Origin of the sequence: Ruminococcus flavefaciens, from assembly GCF_900108555.1 — a bacterium.
Classification (GTDB): Bacteria; Bacillota; Clostridia; order Oscillospirales; family Ruminococcaceae; genus Ruminococcus; species Ruminococcus flavefaciens_P.
In genome coordinates this window covers 56,203-75,462 of sequence record NZ_FNWV01000008.1, presented here as the reverse complement: position 1 = coordinate 75,462, position 19,260 = coordinate 56,203, and the positions used below count along the sequence as shown (strand labels likewise).

Annotated in this window: 18 protein-coding genes; 2 read left to right on the top strand and 16 right to left on the bottom strand. The window is 43.3% G+C overall.

Annotated elements, in window-relative coordinates; all coding sequences use genetic code 11:
• Positions 1–76: 76 nt before the first annotated feature.
• Positions 77–3,064, bottom strand: a complete 2,988-nt coding sequence (locus tag BLW60_RS11630; protein WP_074717510.1) for a leucine-rich repeat protein — start codon at positions 3,062–3,064, stop codon at positions 77–79.
• 327 nt (positions 3,065–3,391) lie between these two features.
• Between BLW60_RS11630 and BLW60_RS17035 the strand changes: the two genes are divergently transcribed.
• Positions 3,392–3,529 carry a hypothetical protein gene (locus tag BLW60_RS17035; RefSeq protein WP_207645938.1) on the top strand — a complete coding sequence of 46 codons (138 nt, stop codon included), beginning with the start codon at positions 3,392–3,394 and terminating at the stop codon, positions 3,527–3,529.
• Between the two features lie 105 nt (positions 3,530–3,634).
• Here the strand turns inward: BLW60_RS17035 and BLW60_RS11625 are convergent, their stop codons facing one another.
• From BLW60_RS11625 to BLW60_RS11585, 9 genes are all read right to left on the bottom strand, one after another.
• Entirely contained in the window at positions 3,635–4,975 is a 1,341-nt protein-coding gene (locus tag BLW60_RS11625) for an FMN-binding protein (RefSeq protein ID WP_074717508.1), read from the bottom strand.
• Positions 4,976–5,047: 72 nt separating this feature from the next.
• The gene (locus BLW60_RS11620) at positions 5,048–6,574 is read right to left on the bottom strand and encodes a hemoblobin-interacting domain-containing protein (RefSeq protein WP_074717506.1); all 1,527 of its coding nucleotides are present in this window, start codon (positions 6,572–6,574) and stop codon (positions 5,048–5,050) included.
• A 12-nt stretch (positions 6,575–6,586) separates the two neighbouring features.
• Positions 6,587–6,991, bottom strand: a complete 405-nt coding sequence (locus tag BLW60_RS11615) for a flavodoxin (protein WP_074717504.1) — start codon at positions 6,989–6,991, stop codon at positions 6,587–6,589.
• Positions 6,988–7,566, bottom strand: coding sequence for a DUF3793 family protein (locus tag BLW60_RS11610; protein WP_074717502.1), 579 nt, complete (start codon positions 7,564–7,566; stop codon positions 6,988–6,990). Before BLW60_RS11610 ends, BLW60_RS11615 begins: the two co-directional genes overlap by 4 nt.
• Complete coding sequence (locus BLW60_RS11605) at positions 7,553–7,852, bottom strand: DUF2325 domain-containing protein (RefSeq protein WP_024860593.1); 300 nt, start codon at positions 7,850–7,852, stop codon at positions 7,553–7,555. The genes BLW60_RS11610 and BLW60_RS11605 overlap by 14 nt, the downstream gene beginning before the upstream one ends.
• An 88-nt stretch (positions 7,853–7,940) precedes the next feature.
• Entirely contained in the window at positions 7,941–8,111 is a 171-nt protein-coding gene (locus BLW60_RS11600) for a FeoB-associated Cys-rich membrane protein (RefSeq protein ID WP_081348227.1), read from the bottom strand.
• 19 nt (positions 8,112–8,130) lie between these two features.
• Positions 8,131–10,542: a ferrous iron transport protein B gene (gene feoB, locus BLW60_RS11595; RefSeq protein WP_074717500.1), complete on the bottom strand. Its 2,412-nt coding sequence runs from the start codon at positions 10,540–10,542 to the stop codon at positions 8,131–8,133.
• A gap of 75 nt (positions 10,543–10,617) precedes the next feature.
• Complete coding sequence (locus tag BLW60_RS11590; protein WP_028514680.1) at positions 10,618–10,839, bottom strand: FeoA family protein; 222 nt, start codon at positions 10,837–10,839, stop codon at positions 10,618–10,620.
• A 13-nt stretch (positions 10,840–10,852) separates the two neighbouring features.
• Entirely contained in the window at positions 10,853–11,065 is a 213-nt protein-coding gene (locus BLW60_RS11585; protein WP_074717498.1) for a FeoA family protein, read from the bottom strand.
• A 699-nt stretch (positions 11,066–11,764) separates the two neighbouring features.
• On the opposite strand from BLW60_RS11585, the gene eno reads away from it, so the two are divergent.
• Entirely contained in the window at positions 11,765–13,063 is a 1,299-nt protein-coding gene (eno, locus tag BLW60_RS11580) for a phosphopyruvate hydratase (RefSeq protein ID WP_074717497.1), read from the top strand.
• Positions 13,064–13,159: 96 nt separating this feature from the next.
• On the opposite strand, the gene BLW60_RS11575 is transcribed toward eno, so the two are convergent.
• The 6 genes from BLW60_RS11575 to BLW60_RS11550 form a co-directional block, all read right to left on the bottom strand.
• Positions 13,160–13,942 carry a ZIP family metal transporter gene (locus tag BLW60_RS11575; protein ID WP_074717495.1) on the bottom strand — a complete coding sequence of 261 codons (783 nt, stop codon included), beginning with the start codon at positions 13,940–13,942 and terminating at the stop codon, positions 13,160–13,162.
• 107 nt (positions 13,943–14,049) lie between these two features.
• Positions 14,050–14,847: a class I SAM-dependent methyltransferase gene (locus BLW60_RS11570; RefSeq protein WP_074717493.1), complete on the bottom strand. Its 798-nt coding sequence runs from the start codon at positions 14,845–14,847 to the stop codon at positions 14,050–14,052.
• A 99-nt stretch (positions 14,848–14,946) separates the two neighbouring features.
• Positions 14,947–15,363: a metal-dependent transcriptional regulator gene (locus tag BLW60_RS11565; RefSeq protein ID WP_074717491.1), complete on the bottom strand. Its 417-nt coding sequence runs from the start codon at positions 15,361–15,363 to the stop codon at positions 14,947–14,949.
• Positions 15,364–15,636: 273 nt separating this feature from the next.
• A complete protein-coding gene (locus BLW60_RS11560; RefSeq protein ID WP_074717489.1) occupies positions 15,637–17,706 on the bottom strand; it encodes a heavy metal translocating P-type ATPase in 2,070 nt (689 codons plus the stop codon).
• A 137-nt stretch (positions 17,707–17,843) separates the two neighbouring features.
• Positions 17,844–18,140 carry a DUF6110 family protein gene (locus BLW60_RS11555; RefSeq protein WP_074717487.1) on the bottom strand — a complete coding sequence of 99 codons (297 nt, stop codon included), beginning with the start codon at positions 18,138–18,140 and terminating at the stop codon, positions 17,844–17,846.
• A 103-nt stretch (positions 18,141–18,243) separates the two neighbouring features.
• Positions 18,244–19,065 (bottom strand): helix-turn-helix domain-containing protein, encoded by an 822-nt coding sequence (locus tag BLW60_RS11550; RefSeq protein ID WP_139283411.1) that lies wholly within the window; start codon positions 19,063–19,065, stop codon positions 18,244–18,246.
• Positions 19,066–19,260 lie beyond the last annotated feature (195 nt).

Here is a 19,260-nt window from a genome sequence, read left to right as displayed (position 1 = left end):
TTCTTTGCGGCATAAAAAAATATTTTCCCCAAAGCTAAAAAGCTCTGAGGAAAATATCGGATATGAAATGATACTATTATTCACAGTTGGTTACGATGAACTTTCCGTTGCCGTCAAATTCCCAAGTATATAACTTATTATAATCCTTATCATCAATAACGAATGTGCCTACTAATGGGCTGCCATTTTTGAAGCTGCCGTAGAGTTCCTTAGTAACAACATCTTCTTCGATCACAATGTCTTCAACTCTTGTTTCAGGAGCATTCTGATAATTGAGAATTATCTTTCCGTTTTCATCAAACTTGAAATAAACATCGTTTATCTTGAAATAATTATCCTTAAATTCAACTGCGCATTTACGTGTAAGCTTGCCGTTCTCAAATCTCCATGTGAAGTTATCACAAGTGTATATACCGTCTAATGGCTCACCATTACCGTCTTTACCGTAAATATCGTTGCTTCCGATGACCTGCTCGATTCTTACATTTTCAACTGCCTCGTTGTTCTTATAGAGAAGAATATCGCCATTTTTATCGAACTTGAAATTAACACCGTTTATGCCGTAATATCCATCATTGAATATGAAAGCATCTGTGCTTGTGACAATGCCGCTTCTGATCTTCCATGTATGACCATTGCAAGTATATTCGCCGTCAAGTAAATTACCATCGAAATCAGTTACTATATATTTTCTGTCTTTTTCAAAGACCTTAGCAGTAACCTCTTCAGAGCCCTTGGTGAATACCAGTTTTCCTGAACCGTTGATATAGTACTTTACTGAACCTATCTCTATCCAAGTAAAATATACACTCTTTGCTTCGCCGTCAAAGAACTTCTGTGTATCATCATTAAAGCCGCCTGCTGCAAGATTCATATTGTTCTGTAAGTAATAATCGTTGCCGATTATCTTATTATGACCATACTTAAATATAACTACGCCTGTATCATCTTTAGTGAATATCTCACCATTTGTAATGCTGTTTACCGCTTCCAAAACTTTATCATGATCAATTTCTTTTCCGTATGAATAGATCATATGCTTGCTTCTGTCTGCATTGTAAATGAAACGATAGTTTTCGCTTCCGCTGATATGCTTTCCTTCGGACTTTTCAAACAGATCAAAGAAATCCTTTGCCGTAAGCCAAGCATTTGCGTGCTGAGATTTATCCATTATACAGTAGTACCACTGAGTAGGTTTATTGATAACATTGTAAAATTCATCATATATCTCAATATGCTTGACAATTTCACTGTCGCAGTTATCACTGTATACGAAGTTATTGTTATCATCAAGATCAATTGTTATAGAATCATCGTAGCATCTGTAATCGCTGAAATTGATATTGCTGTTTGCCTTTTCCATTATTTCCTTAGCTCTTGCGCCGCAGTGACCCGAAAGGTCAACAGTATACCACTTACCGTCTATATAAACCTGATTGAGAGCGTGAGCTGACTCTCCCATTGTAAGATTCTTAACACCGAGCCAGTCAAGAATGAGTGCATATGCTCTTGAGATACCGTCGCACTCTGTAAAACGTACATTAAGAGCTGCGTTCTCTGAACAATAAGCACCTCTTGCTATATCAATAGTCTGATAAAGTGCATTAGGATAAAGTGAGAACTCAGTATTCTGTGTAGCCCATGCACTGTAGTATGTATTGTTTACAAGGTACTTAGCAGCGACAAGAGCCTTTTCAGCGTCATTCATCTTATCATAGTTCTTGACGCTTGTGATCTGGTCTGTGATCTTTTTAAGCTGCTTCTGAGTTTCATTTGCCATAAACTGTGTGGTGTTGAACGAGCTTATGTATCTGTACATCAGATCCTGAAGATGCTCATTAACGTATGTAAAGGCAGTTCCGTTTACTGTCAAAAGGCTCTTGCAGCCGCTGAATGCGTCTTCGCCAATGAACTTTACATTATAATTATCATTTTTGTCCTTTTCAAACTTTATGTTCTTCAGCTTGTCTGCCGATTCTTTAAGTACATAATCATTACCTTTTTTATCATGCATAAAATGTTCGTTGATAGCAGTAACATTTGCAGGGATAGTAAGTGTGCCGTTCTCATCAATGGCTGTATCAAGGTCAACATCGTATGCAACAACTGTTCTGTTTTCATTTTTATCAGCTGAACCCTTTAATGTAATAACGCCCTTATAGTTGTTATTATTGTCTCTTAAAAACGGAGTACCGTTGAAAGCATCTTTTTCAACTGACACATTCTGTGGGAACACAACTTCTGAAAGAGATGAGCATTTTTCAAAAGCGTGGTCTTTGATGATCAGAGAAGTGCAGGCTGTGATCTGTCCTCTTGTAGCAATACGGTTGCCGTACTCATCGTACCAGTCAGGCTGTCTGTAATCAACAAACTCAACCCTTGAAATATTCTCATTGCCTTTAAATGCACCGCCTGCGATCTCGGCAACAGGGTAAATTCTGTCAGTTTTTGAATCATAGACCTCAGCAGGGATAGAAAGTTTACCTTCTACCTTAACGCCTTCTTTTAAGCCCTTTATTGTTGCATACAGCTGTGTGTTTGTACCATCATTTACTGATACTTTGATATCAAATTTATCAGAAATAACTTTGAGATAGCTGCAATAATCATCCGGAGATAATGCACCATCACCGTTGAGATCGAAGTTTGAGAAGTAATCCTTGTTATAATAGTAAATTGCATTTTCAGGATCTATCTTTTCAGGATCTATCTCCTTATTAACGACTCTTTTATCAAGTTCTTCAAAAACGATCTTATTAAATTCTGATACAAGGCTGCCGGTATTTTTATAATATGCTGTCTTTGTTATAGGATACAGCTGATTGATAAATTTCTCTGCGGTATATACGTCTCTATAATCGCATACACCATCATTATTGAAATCATATTTTAAATTGCCTTCATTATCTTCTTCTTTAAGATCGATCTCAACGAGATCTGTTCTGATCTTCTCAGGGAAACTTCCCTCAGCTGCATTTGTACTTGCAGGAACTGCTGCATTTACAGTACAGCAAGCCATTACCATTGCTGATAAAAGTGCACTTGTTTTTCTTCTATTGCTCATAATTTATACCTCCAAAATATTTATCCTTTTAAATTGACAGTAGGTTTATAATATTCTCATTTGTGCTGAGATTCTTTGGCTCATTATAAAACTCCTTTCTGTAATTTAGTTATTGATTTTTTAAACAGTGCGAGCCAAGTGATTTAATCTAAACTTACTGCTTATTGAGTACATTCGCTGACGTTTATGGTGGTCGGACAAGATAATGTTTTTTTGTTTATTCAAATACTTTTAGTCCTTATTTCTTGAAATATATTATCTAATTTATCAATATCTTTCAACAAAAAGCAATCGAATGAGTTAACGGAGCGTATCGTTCGGCAGTTGTTGTGCGATAATTTTTCACGCCCTGCTGATCACCCTCTTGCTAAAGAAAAAGCCGTCACACGCAAACAGCTGAAGAAACTGCCGCTTGTAGTGACGAGCCGTACAGCTCTGAAAAGCGAGATAGAAAAATGGCTGTGAGTATATTTCATAAAAAAAGTCTTATCCCTGTGATTTTGGGATAAGACTTTCTTTTTTACAGCAAATAAACTTATATCATTATAGAGTAGTATTTCTCAGTTTATGTCAGTTCATCGCCTTTTCCAATGCCTTGCGAGCCGCGTCGATGATACCGTTTGAACTGTATGTTGCTCCCGAGCAGGCATCAATACCGTCTGCGCTTACCTTTGCTCCTATCTGCGGAATGACCTTATTCATAGCGTCGCCGAAATACTCGGGATCGTCATCGTCAGCCCATGCGGAAATACTTGTGATCGCATCATTTTCAATGCTCAGCTTTACGTATACCTTTCCCGCATAGCCTTCTGCTTCTCCCTCGTATTCGCCGTTTCTGTATTTATATGTGACCTGCGGCTCTGTTGCAGGAGTTTCTTCCTCATGCTGCTCCTGTTCGGGCTCGTCATTATGATCCTGTTCTTCTTGTTTTTCTTCCTCAGCTGTGGGAGTATTTTCGTCCTTTTTATTTGTAGTTGCAGGCTCTGCGGCTGTAGTTTTTGATGTTGCAGCCACTGTGGTTGCGGAAGTCTTTTTGCTGTCGCTTGCAGTAGTCACAGCTTCTTCCGTAACGACTGTTGTAGTGGGGGCAAATGTAAAGGTCGCTGCATTTTCACTCACATCAGCCGACGGCTTCGCAGACTTAGTGCCCGTACCGTATGAAACAGCTCCCACAAGTGCAAACGGCAGGACAAAAGCGCAGGCGCATACTGCATTTGGGACAAGCTTTTTATCGGGCTTTTTATTTGCAATGTAATACTTCCTGATACGCATTACAGCATAGCCGATGAAAACTGCGCTGTACACAAGTACACTTAGGAAATAGCCCTCTCTTCCCTTCTGAGCCTTGGGTATAAACAGTACAAGGATATGGATATAGATAAGACCGTAGAAAATATACGCAAAACGCTGTATCTTCTTCCATGTTTTAGCGTTCATCTTTTTGCGTATCTTCTTCACTGACATTACCGTCAGTGGTGTCATAATCAGCACCATTACGATGCATACAATGCTTGTGATAACGAAATCCGAGCCTGTTCTGCCCTTGATAAGATTTGATATGTATGTCAGACCGTAGATGATGATGTGCGAGAAAGTAAGTATAGCCGCTGTTATGGAAAGCTCACCGCGTATGGGCATGAGCTTCTTTATGGGAGCTGAACCGTTTGGCAGTGCTCCTGCCCACATGACGACTGCCCAGAATGCAGTACCTATAGCTCCGCGTGAGAATATCCCGAGAACGTAATCGCGGACAAATCTGCTCGAAATATTTATGTCTGACTGAGTAATAACTACAGATGTCACGGTCAGTACAGCTGCTGTCACATAAAATGCCGCAGGACATTTTTTCAGCGGCTTGTCAAGGCAGAATGCGGTAATAACCGCTATGAAAAGTGCAATCAAAAATAACATATTATTTACCTCTTTACAGTATTTGACCTCCGCAGCATAAGCCGCAGAGGTCATTGTATCATGGAGAGTTAATCAAGATTTCTTCTTTCTGAATACAAATGCAGAAGCTCCTGCGATCGCAAGGAATGTAACGGGCAGTGCTGCTCCGCTTACTCCTGTTTTAGGACTGTCTGTCTTTGAAGCAGTTGTTGTCTTTTTAGCTGTAGTAGTTGTTGCTTTTGCTGTTGTCTTAGATGTTGAAGCTGTATTTGTTGATGTTGTGGTAGTTGTAGTAGTTGTTGTTACTGAAGCCTGATCGTTTATCTCAAATTCATAATTCTTCTCATATCCTGTTGCTTCAACAGTGAGTTTGTACTTGCCCGAGCCGTCAAAAACATTTTCCTCGCCTGACTTAGCATCAAGCTTGATCTCACCTGTCTGAGAGTCGATGACAGTTACGCCGCGTCTGCCTGTAGCATACTTCTTTTCGCCAACTGTTACAGATGTGATATTTTTGAGGTAGTTTGCTGCGTCTGTAAGAGAAGCACCGTCAGCTGCCACAAGCTTGCCGTCGGAATACTTAACAGGGATAGCATCAGTTGTAAGTGTGAAGCTTCCTCTTACGTCGGAATATTTGCCGTTTTCATCGGAAACAGTAAGCGTATAACTACCCGGCTGTGCGTTACTGTAGCTTACAGTATTTCCCGAAACCGTGAATCCGTCTGCAACTGTGCCCTTTAACTTGTAATCGGCAGGGAATGAAGTATTATCAAATGTAACAGAACCCTTGCCCGACTTGCCGCTCTCGACTGTAAGGCTGTCGGCGAATTTTATGGGAAGATATACATTCTGTCCCGAAAGAGTGCTGTAGCCGTTAAGTGTGATGAATGTTACGTCAGTGATAGTCTGTCCCTGAGATGTCTTGTAGTGTTCCGATGACAAAGTATTGCCGTGAGGCTCTTTCTCCTTTATGCCTGTGCCCCATGCTATCTGTCCGTTGCGCCAGATGTTTTCAAGAGCTCGCATACCGTAGTCAGTACCCTCTTTTGTCTTTACGATGACACCGTAAATATCACAGTTGGAAGGTATGCCCTTAACGTTTATCTGATAGTCGCCCCAGCTTGTAAGGCTCGATACGGTCATCTCACCGCTGAGAGTTTCAGCTCCGTCTGCATCCACAAGCTTGCCGAATGAAGCCTTGCCGCTCTCAACTGTAACAGGCTTGTATGCCTTTGGCTTTTCGGAAAGCTCTGTAAAGCCGTACTTATCGGTAAGTGCTTCAAGATCAGCCTTTGCGATCTCAACGGGATAGGTAACGCCGAGTATCTTTCCGCCGCCGTTTTCAGTCTTAACATTGAATGTACCTGCTGCAAGTCCGCCGCTCTGCCATTTTCCGTCATCGCCCATTTTTCCTGTACTGTTGCCATTCCACTTGCTTGTAGTTGCGGAAGAAACTGCGTCAACAGGAACGCTGTTATTAAGCTCTGCTGCATAGAAATCAGCATAAGGTATATTCATTGTGCCGTATACTTTGTCGCCGTCGGCAGCATTAGCTGTAAAAGGAACTGCTGCGGCTGCAAAGCAGGCTGCGGCGCATATAAATGATGTAAATTTCTTCATGGACCTGTCTCCTTATGCAAGCTGTGCAGCAAGCTCTTTAAGCTTTGAAAGATCGTCATCTGAAGCAGCTTCGTTTACAATAAATCCCTCATCGCCGATGAGCTCTGCGCCTGTAGCCTTTGTACGGTCATACCAGTTGCGCATCCACTCGCCGTCACCCCAGCCGTATGAGCCGAAAAGAAGTACCTTCTTGCCGCTGAGCGAAGTCTCTATTGATGTGAAGAACGGCTCGAACACATCTTCTTCAAGGACCTCTGCGCCCATTGCAGGGCAGCCAAATGCAAAAGCATCATAGTCTGCTGCATTGCCCTTGAACTCTGATACCTCAAAAAGCTCTGCATTTGCACCCTCGGCTGCTGCCTTGGCCATAGCCTCGGTATTGCCTGTGCCGCTCCAATAAATTACTGCTGTTTTCATATATTTTCCTCCTTGGAAATAGCCTGAAACAAGTTCAGACCTTGATTTAATCTATCGAACAGGATATCCCTGCAGCGATCGTAAGTTTTAAATGTCTGCTGTGCCTTTTCGGCGTTATCATAGACCTTCCAGTAACCGCACAGCAGACAGTTCTTTCCGCTGTTACTGATAAAGCCCCTGATATCCTCAACGGGATATCCTAGAAATGCTCCTATCTCATGCGGGAAACTTCCACAGCTTATACGGCATGATAGCCTGCGGAGCTTTTGTTCAATGCTCATATCGCAGGTATAGCCGTATTCTGAAAGGAATTGCTGAACCTGCGGCATATTGAGCCACGCTGTCAGCATTTTCGGGTTGTATATGTATACAAGTGTGCGTTCACGGCATTTGCAGAGCTGTACAGCGATCAATCCATTTTCAGACAAACTGTCTTTTGAACCGTTCAGATACTCCGCTATTATCCGCTCATTTCTGTCAACTGAAATAAGATTGGCACACTTTACTCCCAGAAGCGTGGGAGCACTGTGAAATGCAATGGTATTGTCAATACTTCTGCGTTCAACTTCGGACATATTTTTTCCCCTTAATGTCAGTAAGAAGCTGCTTCAGCGCACTTACGCTGGAGCTGTGAACGTGCTCAACAGGCACGCCGTTTTTCTCGGAGCTTTTCTTTACTGCTCCAAGCATTTTATGGGAACAAGTCCCCGTGAAAACTACCATAAGATCAGGAGTACCAAGCTTGTTCTCGAAGTCCGCAGGCATTTGAGTGAAGACCTTGGACTTGTGGTTGAATGATTTGCAGATATCCTGATAACGTGTTGCCATGCGGTCATTGCCGCCAACGATTACTATGCTCATTTTTACCTCCTTATATTAGCTTATACTAACAAATGTGCTTTTGTATGGGGCGATGACTGCATCGCCCCGTTGTTATGATGATCGATGTTTATTTTGTATGGCACTTCCCGTGCATAGCGCAGTGTTCGCAGCCGCAGCCGCATGAACCCTTGCCGCTTTTCTTGTCCTTTATCATCTTTACGATGATAAGTAAGACTACAGCAATGAGTATAAGTGATACGATGATAGTACCAAGATTTTCAGTCAGCCACGCCAGCATATTACCACTCCTTAAAGCCTTACGCTTTTACCTTTACATTGCCCTTGAGCTTTGAAGCTTCGTGATACTTCTTCACAAAGAGCATATAGCACATGAATACAAGTATTGCAGCTGCTGCAATAACACCGATAATGTTTGACTCGCCTGTGAAAAGTCCGCCAAACTGTGTTATCATAAGTGCAACAGCGTAAGCAAATCCGCACTGATAAATGATAGCAAATGCTGTCCATTTTGCATTATTCATCTCACGCTTGATAGCTCCGATAGCTGCAAAGCATGGTGCGCAGAGCAGATTGAACACAAGGAAAGAGAAGCCTGTGATGCTTGTGAACTTTGATGCAAGTGTCTGCCATACAGTTCCGTCGCCTCCGCCGTAAAGAACACCCATAGTTCCGACAATATTTTCCTTTGCAACGAGACCTGTGATAGATGCAACGGCTGCCTGCCAGTTGCCCCAGCCCAAAGGTGAGAATATCCACGCAATAAGTGAGCCGAAGCTTGCAAGGAGCGAGCTGTCAAGCTGATCTTCTTCAAGCATTGTAAAACTGCCGTCAACTGTTCCGAAACGTGACAGGAACCAGATGATGATCGTTGAGATAAGTATGATAGAGCCTGCCTTTTTAATAAAGGACCAGCCGCGCTCCCACATTGAGCGGAGAACATTGCTGAGTGTAGGCATATGGTATGCAGGGAGCTCCATAACGAATGGTGCAGGCTCGCCTGAGAACATAGCCGTCTTTTTCAGCATTATACCCGATATGATTATAGCAGCCATACCGATGAAGTATGCTGATACCGAGATAAGCGGTGAACCGCCGAAAATAGCTCCTGCTATCATTGCAATGAACGGTACTTTCGCACCGCAGGGAATGAACGTGGTAGTGATGATAGTCATACGTCTGTCGCGCTCATTTTCGATAGTTCTTGAAGCCATGATACCAGGAACTCCGCAGCCTACGCCTACAAGCATAGGAATGAAGGATTTACCCGAGAGACCGAACTTTCTGAACACGCGGTCGAGTACGAATGCGATACGAGCCATATATCCACAGGCTTCAAGGAAAGCAAGCAGGAAGAACAGTACTAACATCTGCGGTACAAATCCGAGAACTGCGCCCACACCTGCGATAATGCCGTCAAGGATAAGACTTTTCAGCCAGTCAGCTGCACCAATTTTGTCAAGACCTCTTTCAGCAAGATTGGGGATACTTGGTATGAATACGCCGTAGTCCGCAGGATCAGGTTCTTCACCGATACGCTCAATAGTTGCAAGTGCATCGTTGTAGTCCTCGATAGTTGCAGTTTCATCTGTTGTTTCGAGTGTTTCCTCGTCCTCGACAGAGTAAGTGAACTCGCCGTCGGGAGCTGCACCGTTTTCCTCGATATATGCGTCATAGCCGTCGATTATCTGCTGTGCGCCTGCATATTCATCTGCAATTTCAGAATACTTTGATGAACCGATACCGAAAAGGTGGAAGCCTTCGTCAAAGAGATTATCGTTAGTCCAGTCCGTAGCCCAGGCTCCCGGACCTTTCATTGCAATGAGATATACAAGTGTCATTATCACTGCAAATATAGGAAGTCCAAGCCAGCGGTTCGTAACGATCTTGTCTATCTTATCCGAAGCTGTAAGGCTGCCTGCGTTTTTCTTCCTGTAGCAAGCCTTTATAACTTCAGCTATATAGATGTAACGCTCATTGGTGATGATGCTCTCAGCGTCGTCGTCAAGCTCCTTTTCAGCAGCAACGATATCATCTTCTATGTGCTTATGTATGCTTTCCAAGATATTCAGCTTCTCCAGCACCTTTTCATCGCGCTCGAATACCTTTATAGCGTACCAGCGCTGCTGCTCCTCGGGCATATCGTGAAGAACAGCTTCTTCGATATGAGCGATAGCGTGTTCAACAGGACCGCTGAATGTGTGCTGTGGGATAGTCTTGCTGTTTCTTGCAGCAGCTATTGCAGCCTCGGCAGCTTCGTCAACTCCCGTACCTTTCAGTGCGGAGATCTCAACTATCTTGCAGCCCAGCTGCTTTGAAAGCTCGTCTATCTTTATTTTGTCCCCGTTTTTGTTTACCACATCCATCATATTGATAGCGATAACTACAGGTATTCCAAGTTCAACGAGCTGAGTGGTAAGGTAGAGATTACGTTCAAGGTTTGTGCCGTCAATGATATTGAGTATAGCGTCAGGTCTGGTTTCTATAAGGTAGTTTCTTGCAACGACTTCTTCGAGAGTATAGGGCGATAAAGAATAGATACCCGGCAGATCGGTGATGATGACATCACTGTGCTTTTTCAGCTTTCCCTCCTTCTTCTCAACAGTAACTCCGGGCCAGTTTCCTACGAACTGATTTGAACCCGTAAGCGCATTGAACAGAGTGGTCTTGCCTGCATTAGGGTTGCCTGCAAGTGCTATTCGCAGTTCCATTTATATCTTCCTTTCATGTTATTTGAAACTAACATTTTGTTAAAATTCAAGGACTTAGCATAGTCCTTGTTATAGTTATTCGACCTCGATAAGCTCAGCGTCTGCCTTTCTGAGCGAAAGCTCATAGCCGCGCACCTTTATCTCGATCGGATCTCCAAGCGGAGCGACCTTGCGGACGAATACCTCTGTACCCTTTGTAAGTCCCATATCCATGATACGGCGTTTTATCGCCCCCTCGCCGTGGAGCTTCTTCACCTTTGCTGTTGAACCTACAGCTGTTTCTCTAAGTGTTTTCATATTCTCACTCCTATCAGACCATTATTCTCCGTGCCATATCTGCACCGATAGCGATGCGTGACTCCTTCACCTTAACGATGACATTTTCCCCAAGCACGTTTATGAGCTTGACTGTCCCCCCCACTGTAAATCCCAGATTTTCAAGATGCTGACGTATCTCGGGAGTACCTCCCAGCTTCTTGATAGTCAGTTCCTTTTCGGGCTCTGCTAAACTTAACGGCATCATTTTCATCCTTCCGTTTCATTTATTATTTTGTATTCAGTTATGTAGAGAATATTTGATTATGGGTTAGTGCTATATAACATATTTATATTATCACCACAGCTGCGATTTGTCAACCGTTTAAAAGTTGTTTTTTACAATGTTTGTATACTGTAACATATTGTGAGCTTTGACTAACATATTTTTTGTTACTTAGTATATAATACGGCATTTCATTAATTATCAGCATGAACTAAAGGCTTTACGCTGTGAAGCAGCTTTAACTGATGTTTTGTTATATAAACATTAAATATATTCAGTCAATTCCAACACTATAATCACCAAATGCTTATCTCATTATATTAGTATTGACAAACTGATAAATATCCATTGACAAAAATGTTATATAATGATATAATATTTATGTTAGTTATTTCTAACAGAATAAATCATTATAGCAGGCTCCTTTCAGGTTTAAAAATGATAAGGTACGAATATCCTGCATACAAGAGCCTGCAACGTCAATAATGTTGATGCTCGCCTTTACTGTGATCTATCCATATCTTTCGACTGAAATTCCGTTTATCACCGTTGTACTTCTCGCCATACGCTGTATGCCTTTGTCGGCCGCCTTGATAAACATAATTTATGTTCAAGATCTATCGGATATCCCACAGCAAAGGCAGACATATCACATTAAATATATCAAAACAGGAGAAGACTATGGACTATTTAGAAATTGAAAAGGTCGTTGGACGCGAGATACTTGATTCACGCGGAAATCCTACTGTAGAAGCTGAGATAACTCTCGCTGACGGCACAGTTGCAAGAGGAACTGCTCCAAGCGGTGCGTCAACAGGCGAATTTGAAGCACTCGAGCTCCGTGACGGCGGTGAACGTTACCTCGGAAAAGGCGTAACAAAGGCAGTTGAGAACATCAACACTGTTATTGCCGAAACAATCACAGGTATGGACGCTTCCGACATTTACGCAATTGATGCAGCTATGATAAAGGCTGACGGCACAAAGGACAAGTCAAAGCTTGGTGCAAACGCAATACTTGCCGTATCTATCGCCTGTGCAAGAGCAGCTGCCACCTCACTTGATATTCCGCTTTACCGTTTCCTCGGCGGTATTCAGGGCACTAAGCTCCCTGTACCTATGATGAACATTCTCAACGGCGGTGCTCATGCTGACAGTGCTGTTGACACCCAGGAATTCATGATAATGCCTGTTGGAGCTCCTTCTTTCAAGGAAGCACTTCGCTGGTGTGCTGAGGTGTTCCACGCTCTGAAAAAACTGCTTAAAGATATGGGTGACGTTACAGCAGTCGGCGATGAGGGCGGCTTTGCTCCAAACAAGCTCACATCAGACGAAGAAGCTATCGAAAAGATACTTGAAGCTGTTAAAGCAGCAGGCTTTGAGCCGGGCAAGGAATTTATGATCGCTATGGACGCCGCTTCCTCAGAGTGGAAGAGCGAAAAAGGCAAGGGCTTCTACAAGCAGCCAAAATCAGGCAAGGAATTCACTTCCGACGAGCTTATCGCTCACTGGGAAGCACTTGTTGACAAGTACCCGATCATATCTATTGAGGATGGTCTCGATGAGGAGGACTGGGAAGGCTGGCAGCGAATGACCGCTAAGATAGGTCACAAGGTACAGCTTGTCGGTGATGACCTTTTCGTTACAAATACAGAACGTCTTGCAAAGGGTATCTCTCTCGGCGCAGGCAACTCAATACTCATCAAGCTCAATCAGATAGGCTCGGTATCCGAGACTCTCGAAGCTATAAAAATGGCTCACAAGGCAGGATACACAGCTATTTCTTCTCATCGTTCGGGTGAAACAGCAGATACAACTATCGCTGATCTCGCTGTTGCACTTAACACCTGCCAGATCAAAACAGGTGCGCCCTCACGTTCAGAGCGTGTTGCAAAGTATAACCAGCTTCTCCGCATCGAGGAACAGCTTGGTGCTGCTGCCTGCTACCCGGGTATAGGTGCTTTCAACGTTAAGAAGTAAGTATACGATACTGATATCTTCATGGACCTTCCTATTTTTTTATAACAAAACTCGCCTGTACTTTTCGGTACAGGCGAGTTTGCATTATATACGCTTTTATCCGAGTGCAACATCAAGTATCATCATGAGCGTAAATCCCACAGAAAACATGATAACGCCGATATTTGAATGTTCACCCTCTGACATTTCGGGTATGAGCTCCTCAACGACCACATATATCATAGCACCTGCGGCAAAGCTCAGTAAATAAGGCATTGCAGGCAGGAAAAGTCCTGCAAACAGTATCGTAAGTGCCGCTCCCATCGGTTCAACAATCCCCGAAAGCACACCGTCCGCAAATGCTCTGCCTTTGCTTTTTCCCTCGGCGTGAAGCGGCATGGAAATGATCGCGCCTTCGGGGAAATTCTGTATCGCAATTCCAAGAGCCAATGCAAACGCTCCACCCGATGTCATATCAGATGAGCCCGACAGAAAGCCTGCATAAACTATACCTACAGCCATACCTTCGGGGATATTATGAAGAGTTACCGCAAGCACCATCATAGTCGTTCTCGCAAGCCGTGACGGTACGCCCTCAGCTTTTTCGGCATTCATGTGCAGATGAGGTATAACACTGTCAAGAAGCAGAAGAAAAAGTATACCGCACCAAAAGCCGATAACAGCAGGCAGAAAAGCAAGCTTGCCTTTATCTTCTGACATATCCATTGCAGGAATGATAAGGCTCCATATCGAAGCAGCCGTCATAACGCCTGCTGCAAAGCCTGTCAACGCTCGCTGTATTTGTTTGCTCAGACTGTGCTTCATGAAGAATACACAGGCTGAACCGACCGCTGTACCAAGAAACGGCAGCAGCAATCCTGTTGTAACTTCTCTTTGCATAATAAACTACCTTTCTTTACCTTATCAGCTGTCATAATGTAAATAGCCTGCGCAGAGCTTTATAAACGTATCAAGTCAAGCTGTGCAGTAACGGTCTCAGAACAAAGTTACCATGTGAAAGTCGCCCAGCGGTCATTTAACTTTGGCAGAAGAAGCGCAAAAATTTTCGCACGAATACTGTATTTTTTCATTTCTTCATTGAAGCTGTGTTCCTCCACGAATTGTATGCCGTCTGTCAGATCGGCTATCTCCTGCCCCGAATCCGTACCCGACACGAAGTGTGCATTGGTGTTTTTTACTGTATCATGATGTTTTTCGTTTTTCTGCATCATCTTGCAGTTCTGCTCTGCGATAAGAGTACCGCCGTCAGGGAAATTATTTTTCAGCACTTCGAGAAATGTACGTATCTGTTCAAGTGTCAGGTACATGAATAATCCTTCAGCGATGATAACGGGCTTTGACTTTCTGCCAGCAAGAGACTCCCTTACCTGTCCGCACCAGCTGTCCTCCAATGCACTTCCTGCTATCATGGTAACACGTTCACGCTCAGGGAAAGCCTTTCTTCTTGCAGCTATCGCATCTGGAAGATCAAGGTCGAACCACAGTATTTTTCCGTTATCGACTCTGGAAAAACGATCATCAAAGCCTGCTCCCACATTTACGATAACGGTATCAGGATTTCTTTTAATGATACCTTTGAGCTGACGGTCGAGCATGATCGTTCTTGCAACAATGCCTTCGTGGGACATGAATTTATCATACTTCGCTGTATCTATGTTCAGCGTTCTGATGATATCGACAGCCATATTGTCTCTGATACGTGCATTTTTCCGCAGCGTCTCACTTGCCTTGACCGCAAGCGGGATAAGTGCAGTGGTTTGAACATCACCTAATTTAAGTTCCATAACAGATACTCCTTTTTTACTTTTATTTCCTGTACCCGATCATTCGGGTACGAATAATAAATTCAATTGTTTATTAAGTTAGTGACTACAAACTAAATATCAAAAAAATAATTCCTTTAATCCGCTATTCTCTTGTGATACGATCTCGGGGTGATTATGAAGAAAGAAATCCAAAAGTGCTTTATATGACTCATCGCCCATACTGTGTTCCATTTTACACGCATCAATTTTGGCGTTTTCTTCTCCAACTCCCATATATCGGAGCATCAAAAGGAAAAAACAATATCTTCCTTTTATTTTTTTAGCCAGCTCTATGCCTTTCCTTGTAAGAATTATATTGTAGCTGTTGGTACACTGGATATATCCTTCTTTTTCAAGCTCATGCACAGCAATACTTACCGTTGGCTTTGAAACACCAAGCTCACCGACGATATCAATGCCTCTTGCACTGCCGCACGTTTCCTGGATTTTTAGTATTGTTCTAAGATAATTTTCCGTTTTTTCTTTTCCAAGCATTAAAGCACATCCTTTTTTATTTAAAGATCATCATACACAAGACAGCTGACATTACGATTTTATATTGTTAGTATACGATAACTTCCTGAAACAAATTATATCACATATCTATCGTCTTGTCAATATGTATCACAAGAAGCCGTAAAAAATCCCGAAAAACAAATCAAAGTATAATACAGGCATTAGCCGTCGGCAGGATAATATGCTTACAGTTTTGTCTATAAAATAACAACGCTCAGGATATTTATTCCTGAGCGTTTCAGTATATCCGATCTATTTCAGCTCTGTCATGCTTTTCAAGCCTATGGCAAGAGTTGAAGCATTATGCAGCAGCGCAGATGTCGCAGGCGGCAGGACTCCCAGAACACCAAGTCCGATAAGTCCGCCGTTAAATCCTATTATCGTACGGTAATTCCAGCCGATACGCTTCATCAGAGCATTGCTCATTCGTTTCAGTTCCACAAGTGCGTACAGATCGTCGGCAGATATGGTTATATCCGCTATTTCACGGGCAATTGCAGCACCTGTGCTTATAGCTATACCTGCATCAGCTTCGCTAAGTGCAAGAGAATCGTTCACGCCGTCGCCTATCATTACGACCTTGCGCCCTGCCTCATGCTCGGCTCTTATAAACGCAGCCTTGTCCTCAGGAAGTACTTCTGCGTGATACTCGTCAACTCCTACTTTTTCGGCGACCGCCTTTGCTGTGCGTTCGTTGTCTCCCGTCATCATTACAACTCGGGATATGCCGTATTCGTGGAGCTTCTTCACCACATCGCCAGCTTCTTCACGGAGCGGATCTTCAATACATATTACAGCTGCAACTTCTCCGCCTATGGCAAGATACAGGTGTGAATACTCCTTGGGCAGATGTCTGAAAATACGCTCATCGGGCGGAGTACAGCCCTCGTCCTCGATAATGAAATGATGACTTCCGATGAGTACACGCTCATTCTCCACCATGCTTGAAATACCGTGTGCAACCACATACTCTACCTTTGAGTGGAACTCCTCGTGCTCAAGCCCTTTATCGGCTGCCGCAGCTACAACAGCATTTGCGATAGAGTGTGGATAATGCTCTTCAAGGCAGGCTGCCAGACGCAGCATTTCGTTCTCATCGCGTCTGCCGAAGGTTATGACCTGAGCCACTCTCGGACTTGAATGAGTGAGCGTACCCGTCTTGTCAAAAACTATCGTATCAGCCTCCGCAACAGCTTCGAGGAAACGTCCGCCCTTGACAGTTATCCCCTCGCGGCTGCAATCACGCATAGCGGAAAGCACTGATATAGGCATTGCGAGTTTAAGAGCGCAGGAGAAGTCCACCATAAGTATAGACAATGCCTTTGCAGCGTTTCTTGTCAGCAGCCATGTGAGCAGTGTACCGCCAAGACTCCACGGTACAAGCTTATCCGCAAGATGTGAAGCCTTGTCCTCGGCGGAGGATTTAAGCTTCTCGGACTCCTCTATCATCTTGACGATACGATCATAGCGTCCGCCGCCTGCGGTATTCTCCACACATACAGTACACTCGCCGTCCTCAACAACAGTTCCTGCGTAAACATACGCTCCCTCGCTCTTGTGAACAGGCACGGATTCGCCTGTCATAGAGGACTGATTTACCATAGCGTCACCCGAAATGACCTTGCCGTCAAGAGGTATCATAGAACCTGTTCTGACTACTATCATATCGCCCTTGTGTACTTCGTTGACAGACATGAGGACTTCCTGACCGTCGGCAGTTTTTGTCCACACCTGTTCTACTCCAAGAGACATGGTACGGGCAAGGTCGTCAATGGACTTCCTGTGTGTCCATTCGTCGAGGATATCTCCCACATTCAGCAGGAACATCACCGAGCCTGCGGTCTTGAAATCGTTGCGGAGAAGTGAAACTCCGATAGCAGTAGCGTCAAGTACAGACACTTCAAGCCTGCCTTTAAGCAGGCATTTCAGTCCGCGAAATATGTACCTTGCAGCTTTTATGACAGCAATTATCCTGCGAATGGACTGCGGCAGTATCAGCTTATTTATACCTCTTCTTATAACGACAGCCGCCAGCTTTTCCTCATAATGCTTATTCAGTTTTCTGCCTGTCTGCTCGGGTACAAGAGATATGTTTTTCTCATCATCGAAAGAGAAACTTGAAAGCTTCTGCACGATCTTGTCCCTGTCACAGTTATATGCAATGACCACATCGCAGGTACGGTCAAATACCTGAACTCTCGTTACTCCTATCACGGCAGAAAGTGCATATTCTGCAATATCCGCCTGCTTTACGGTCATTCGCTTTATACAGAAGCGGACTCGCATACGCCCTCTTGTTTCGTGAAGTATCTTGCATTTCATATTATATCCTCCTATAAAAACAGGTCGGAGGGAAGCCCCCTCAGGCGGCTCGTGGCATAAAATTACCGAGCCCATAGTTTTAGACTCGGTAACCCGCTTTTTTGCCAACAGAAGCCAACTTATCGGTCTGTTTCGTTTTATTCTTCGCTTGTATCTGCTATCTCTTCGCACTCATCTGCGATAACGGCAGCTTCTTCCTCAAGGGCTCTCTGCTCGTTTATCTCCTTTGCGTCAGCGAGGATATCATCGCAGTTCTCACGCACCTTTGAAGCAGTTGCCATTACGTCTGTCTTAGCACGGAGTACAGCCGCAGTCGCCTGTGTATAGCACTTCTTTGCGTCCTTGCTCGAAAGCACTCTGATACCTGCTGTACCGAAAAGAACTCCGCCTGCAAAGAGGCCTAATTTTTTCCATGGAATATCATTGAATTTCATAATATCACCTCATAAATTGTCGAAAGAATTGGTTTCGTTGATATTATGATACCATATAATAAGGCTCTTTTCCGCTCCGAACAGAAAAAGTTGGTATATGATACTAATAAGCAAAATTCTCCGATATAAAGCAATTCTGCCGAGTATTCAGCTTTTTGTGCTCCGTTTGGAAATACTTGGGATTAACTCCTATCACTTCACGGAACGCGCATGAAAACTTGCTTGCATTGCAGTATCCCACTTCCTCTGCAATATCTATTATGCGCATATCAGAAATGCTCATAAGCTCCGCAGCACGGAACATCTTCCTGTTTTTGGCATAAGCATACACAGGACAGCCGTAATACTGCTTGAACGCACTTTTCAGCGTAGTCGGATTGATACCGAACATTTCCGAAAGCTCGGAAATAGTATAGTGGTCCGATACGTTCCGACATATAAAAGCTCCAACCTGTTCTATAATCTCCTGCTGCTCACAATGAGATGTTTTCTGTTCACTTAGCAGCATAAGCAGCTCCAGCACCTTTATTCTAAGTATAGCAGCTTTTGAAGTTCCCTGTTCTTTATAAATTTCAGAAAAGAGCTTCTCTATTTTTTCATCTGCACTGAATATGCAGCTCTCACCGTGAGACATTTTTCTCATTATATCCTGCATATCAAGGATCTCCGAAAAAGCAGTGCTTTTGAACTGTGAGTCTATCAGCAGCGTTATACCGCAGTAATCAGAGGAATATGAGATCGCCGTATCAGAACTGCTTCGCAGAACGATACAATTCCTTGCTTTCAGATAATAGTATTTTTGCCCTACAGAGTATTCGCATATGCCGCTGATACAGAAACTTATTTCTGTCCCATTCGATACAAAATCAGTATCATGCCTGCCGATCATAAGTTTTATATCGGGGAACAATTGGTACTCCTCCACTTTCTCGCCACCTTTTAGTTAGCCTTTTATAACATTATAAATATTATCACTTAGAAACTCGCCTGTCAATGATAATAACTTATTTTTGTATTGTTATCTATAACAAACAACAATAATGTGGATATTTTTGTTAGTATATACAAATCGATATTTACAGATCTTTATATGATGCGAATGATGATAAAAAAGAGCTTA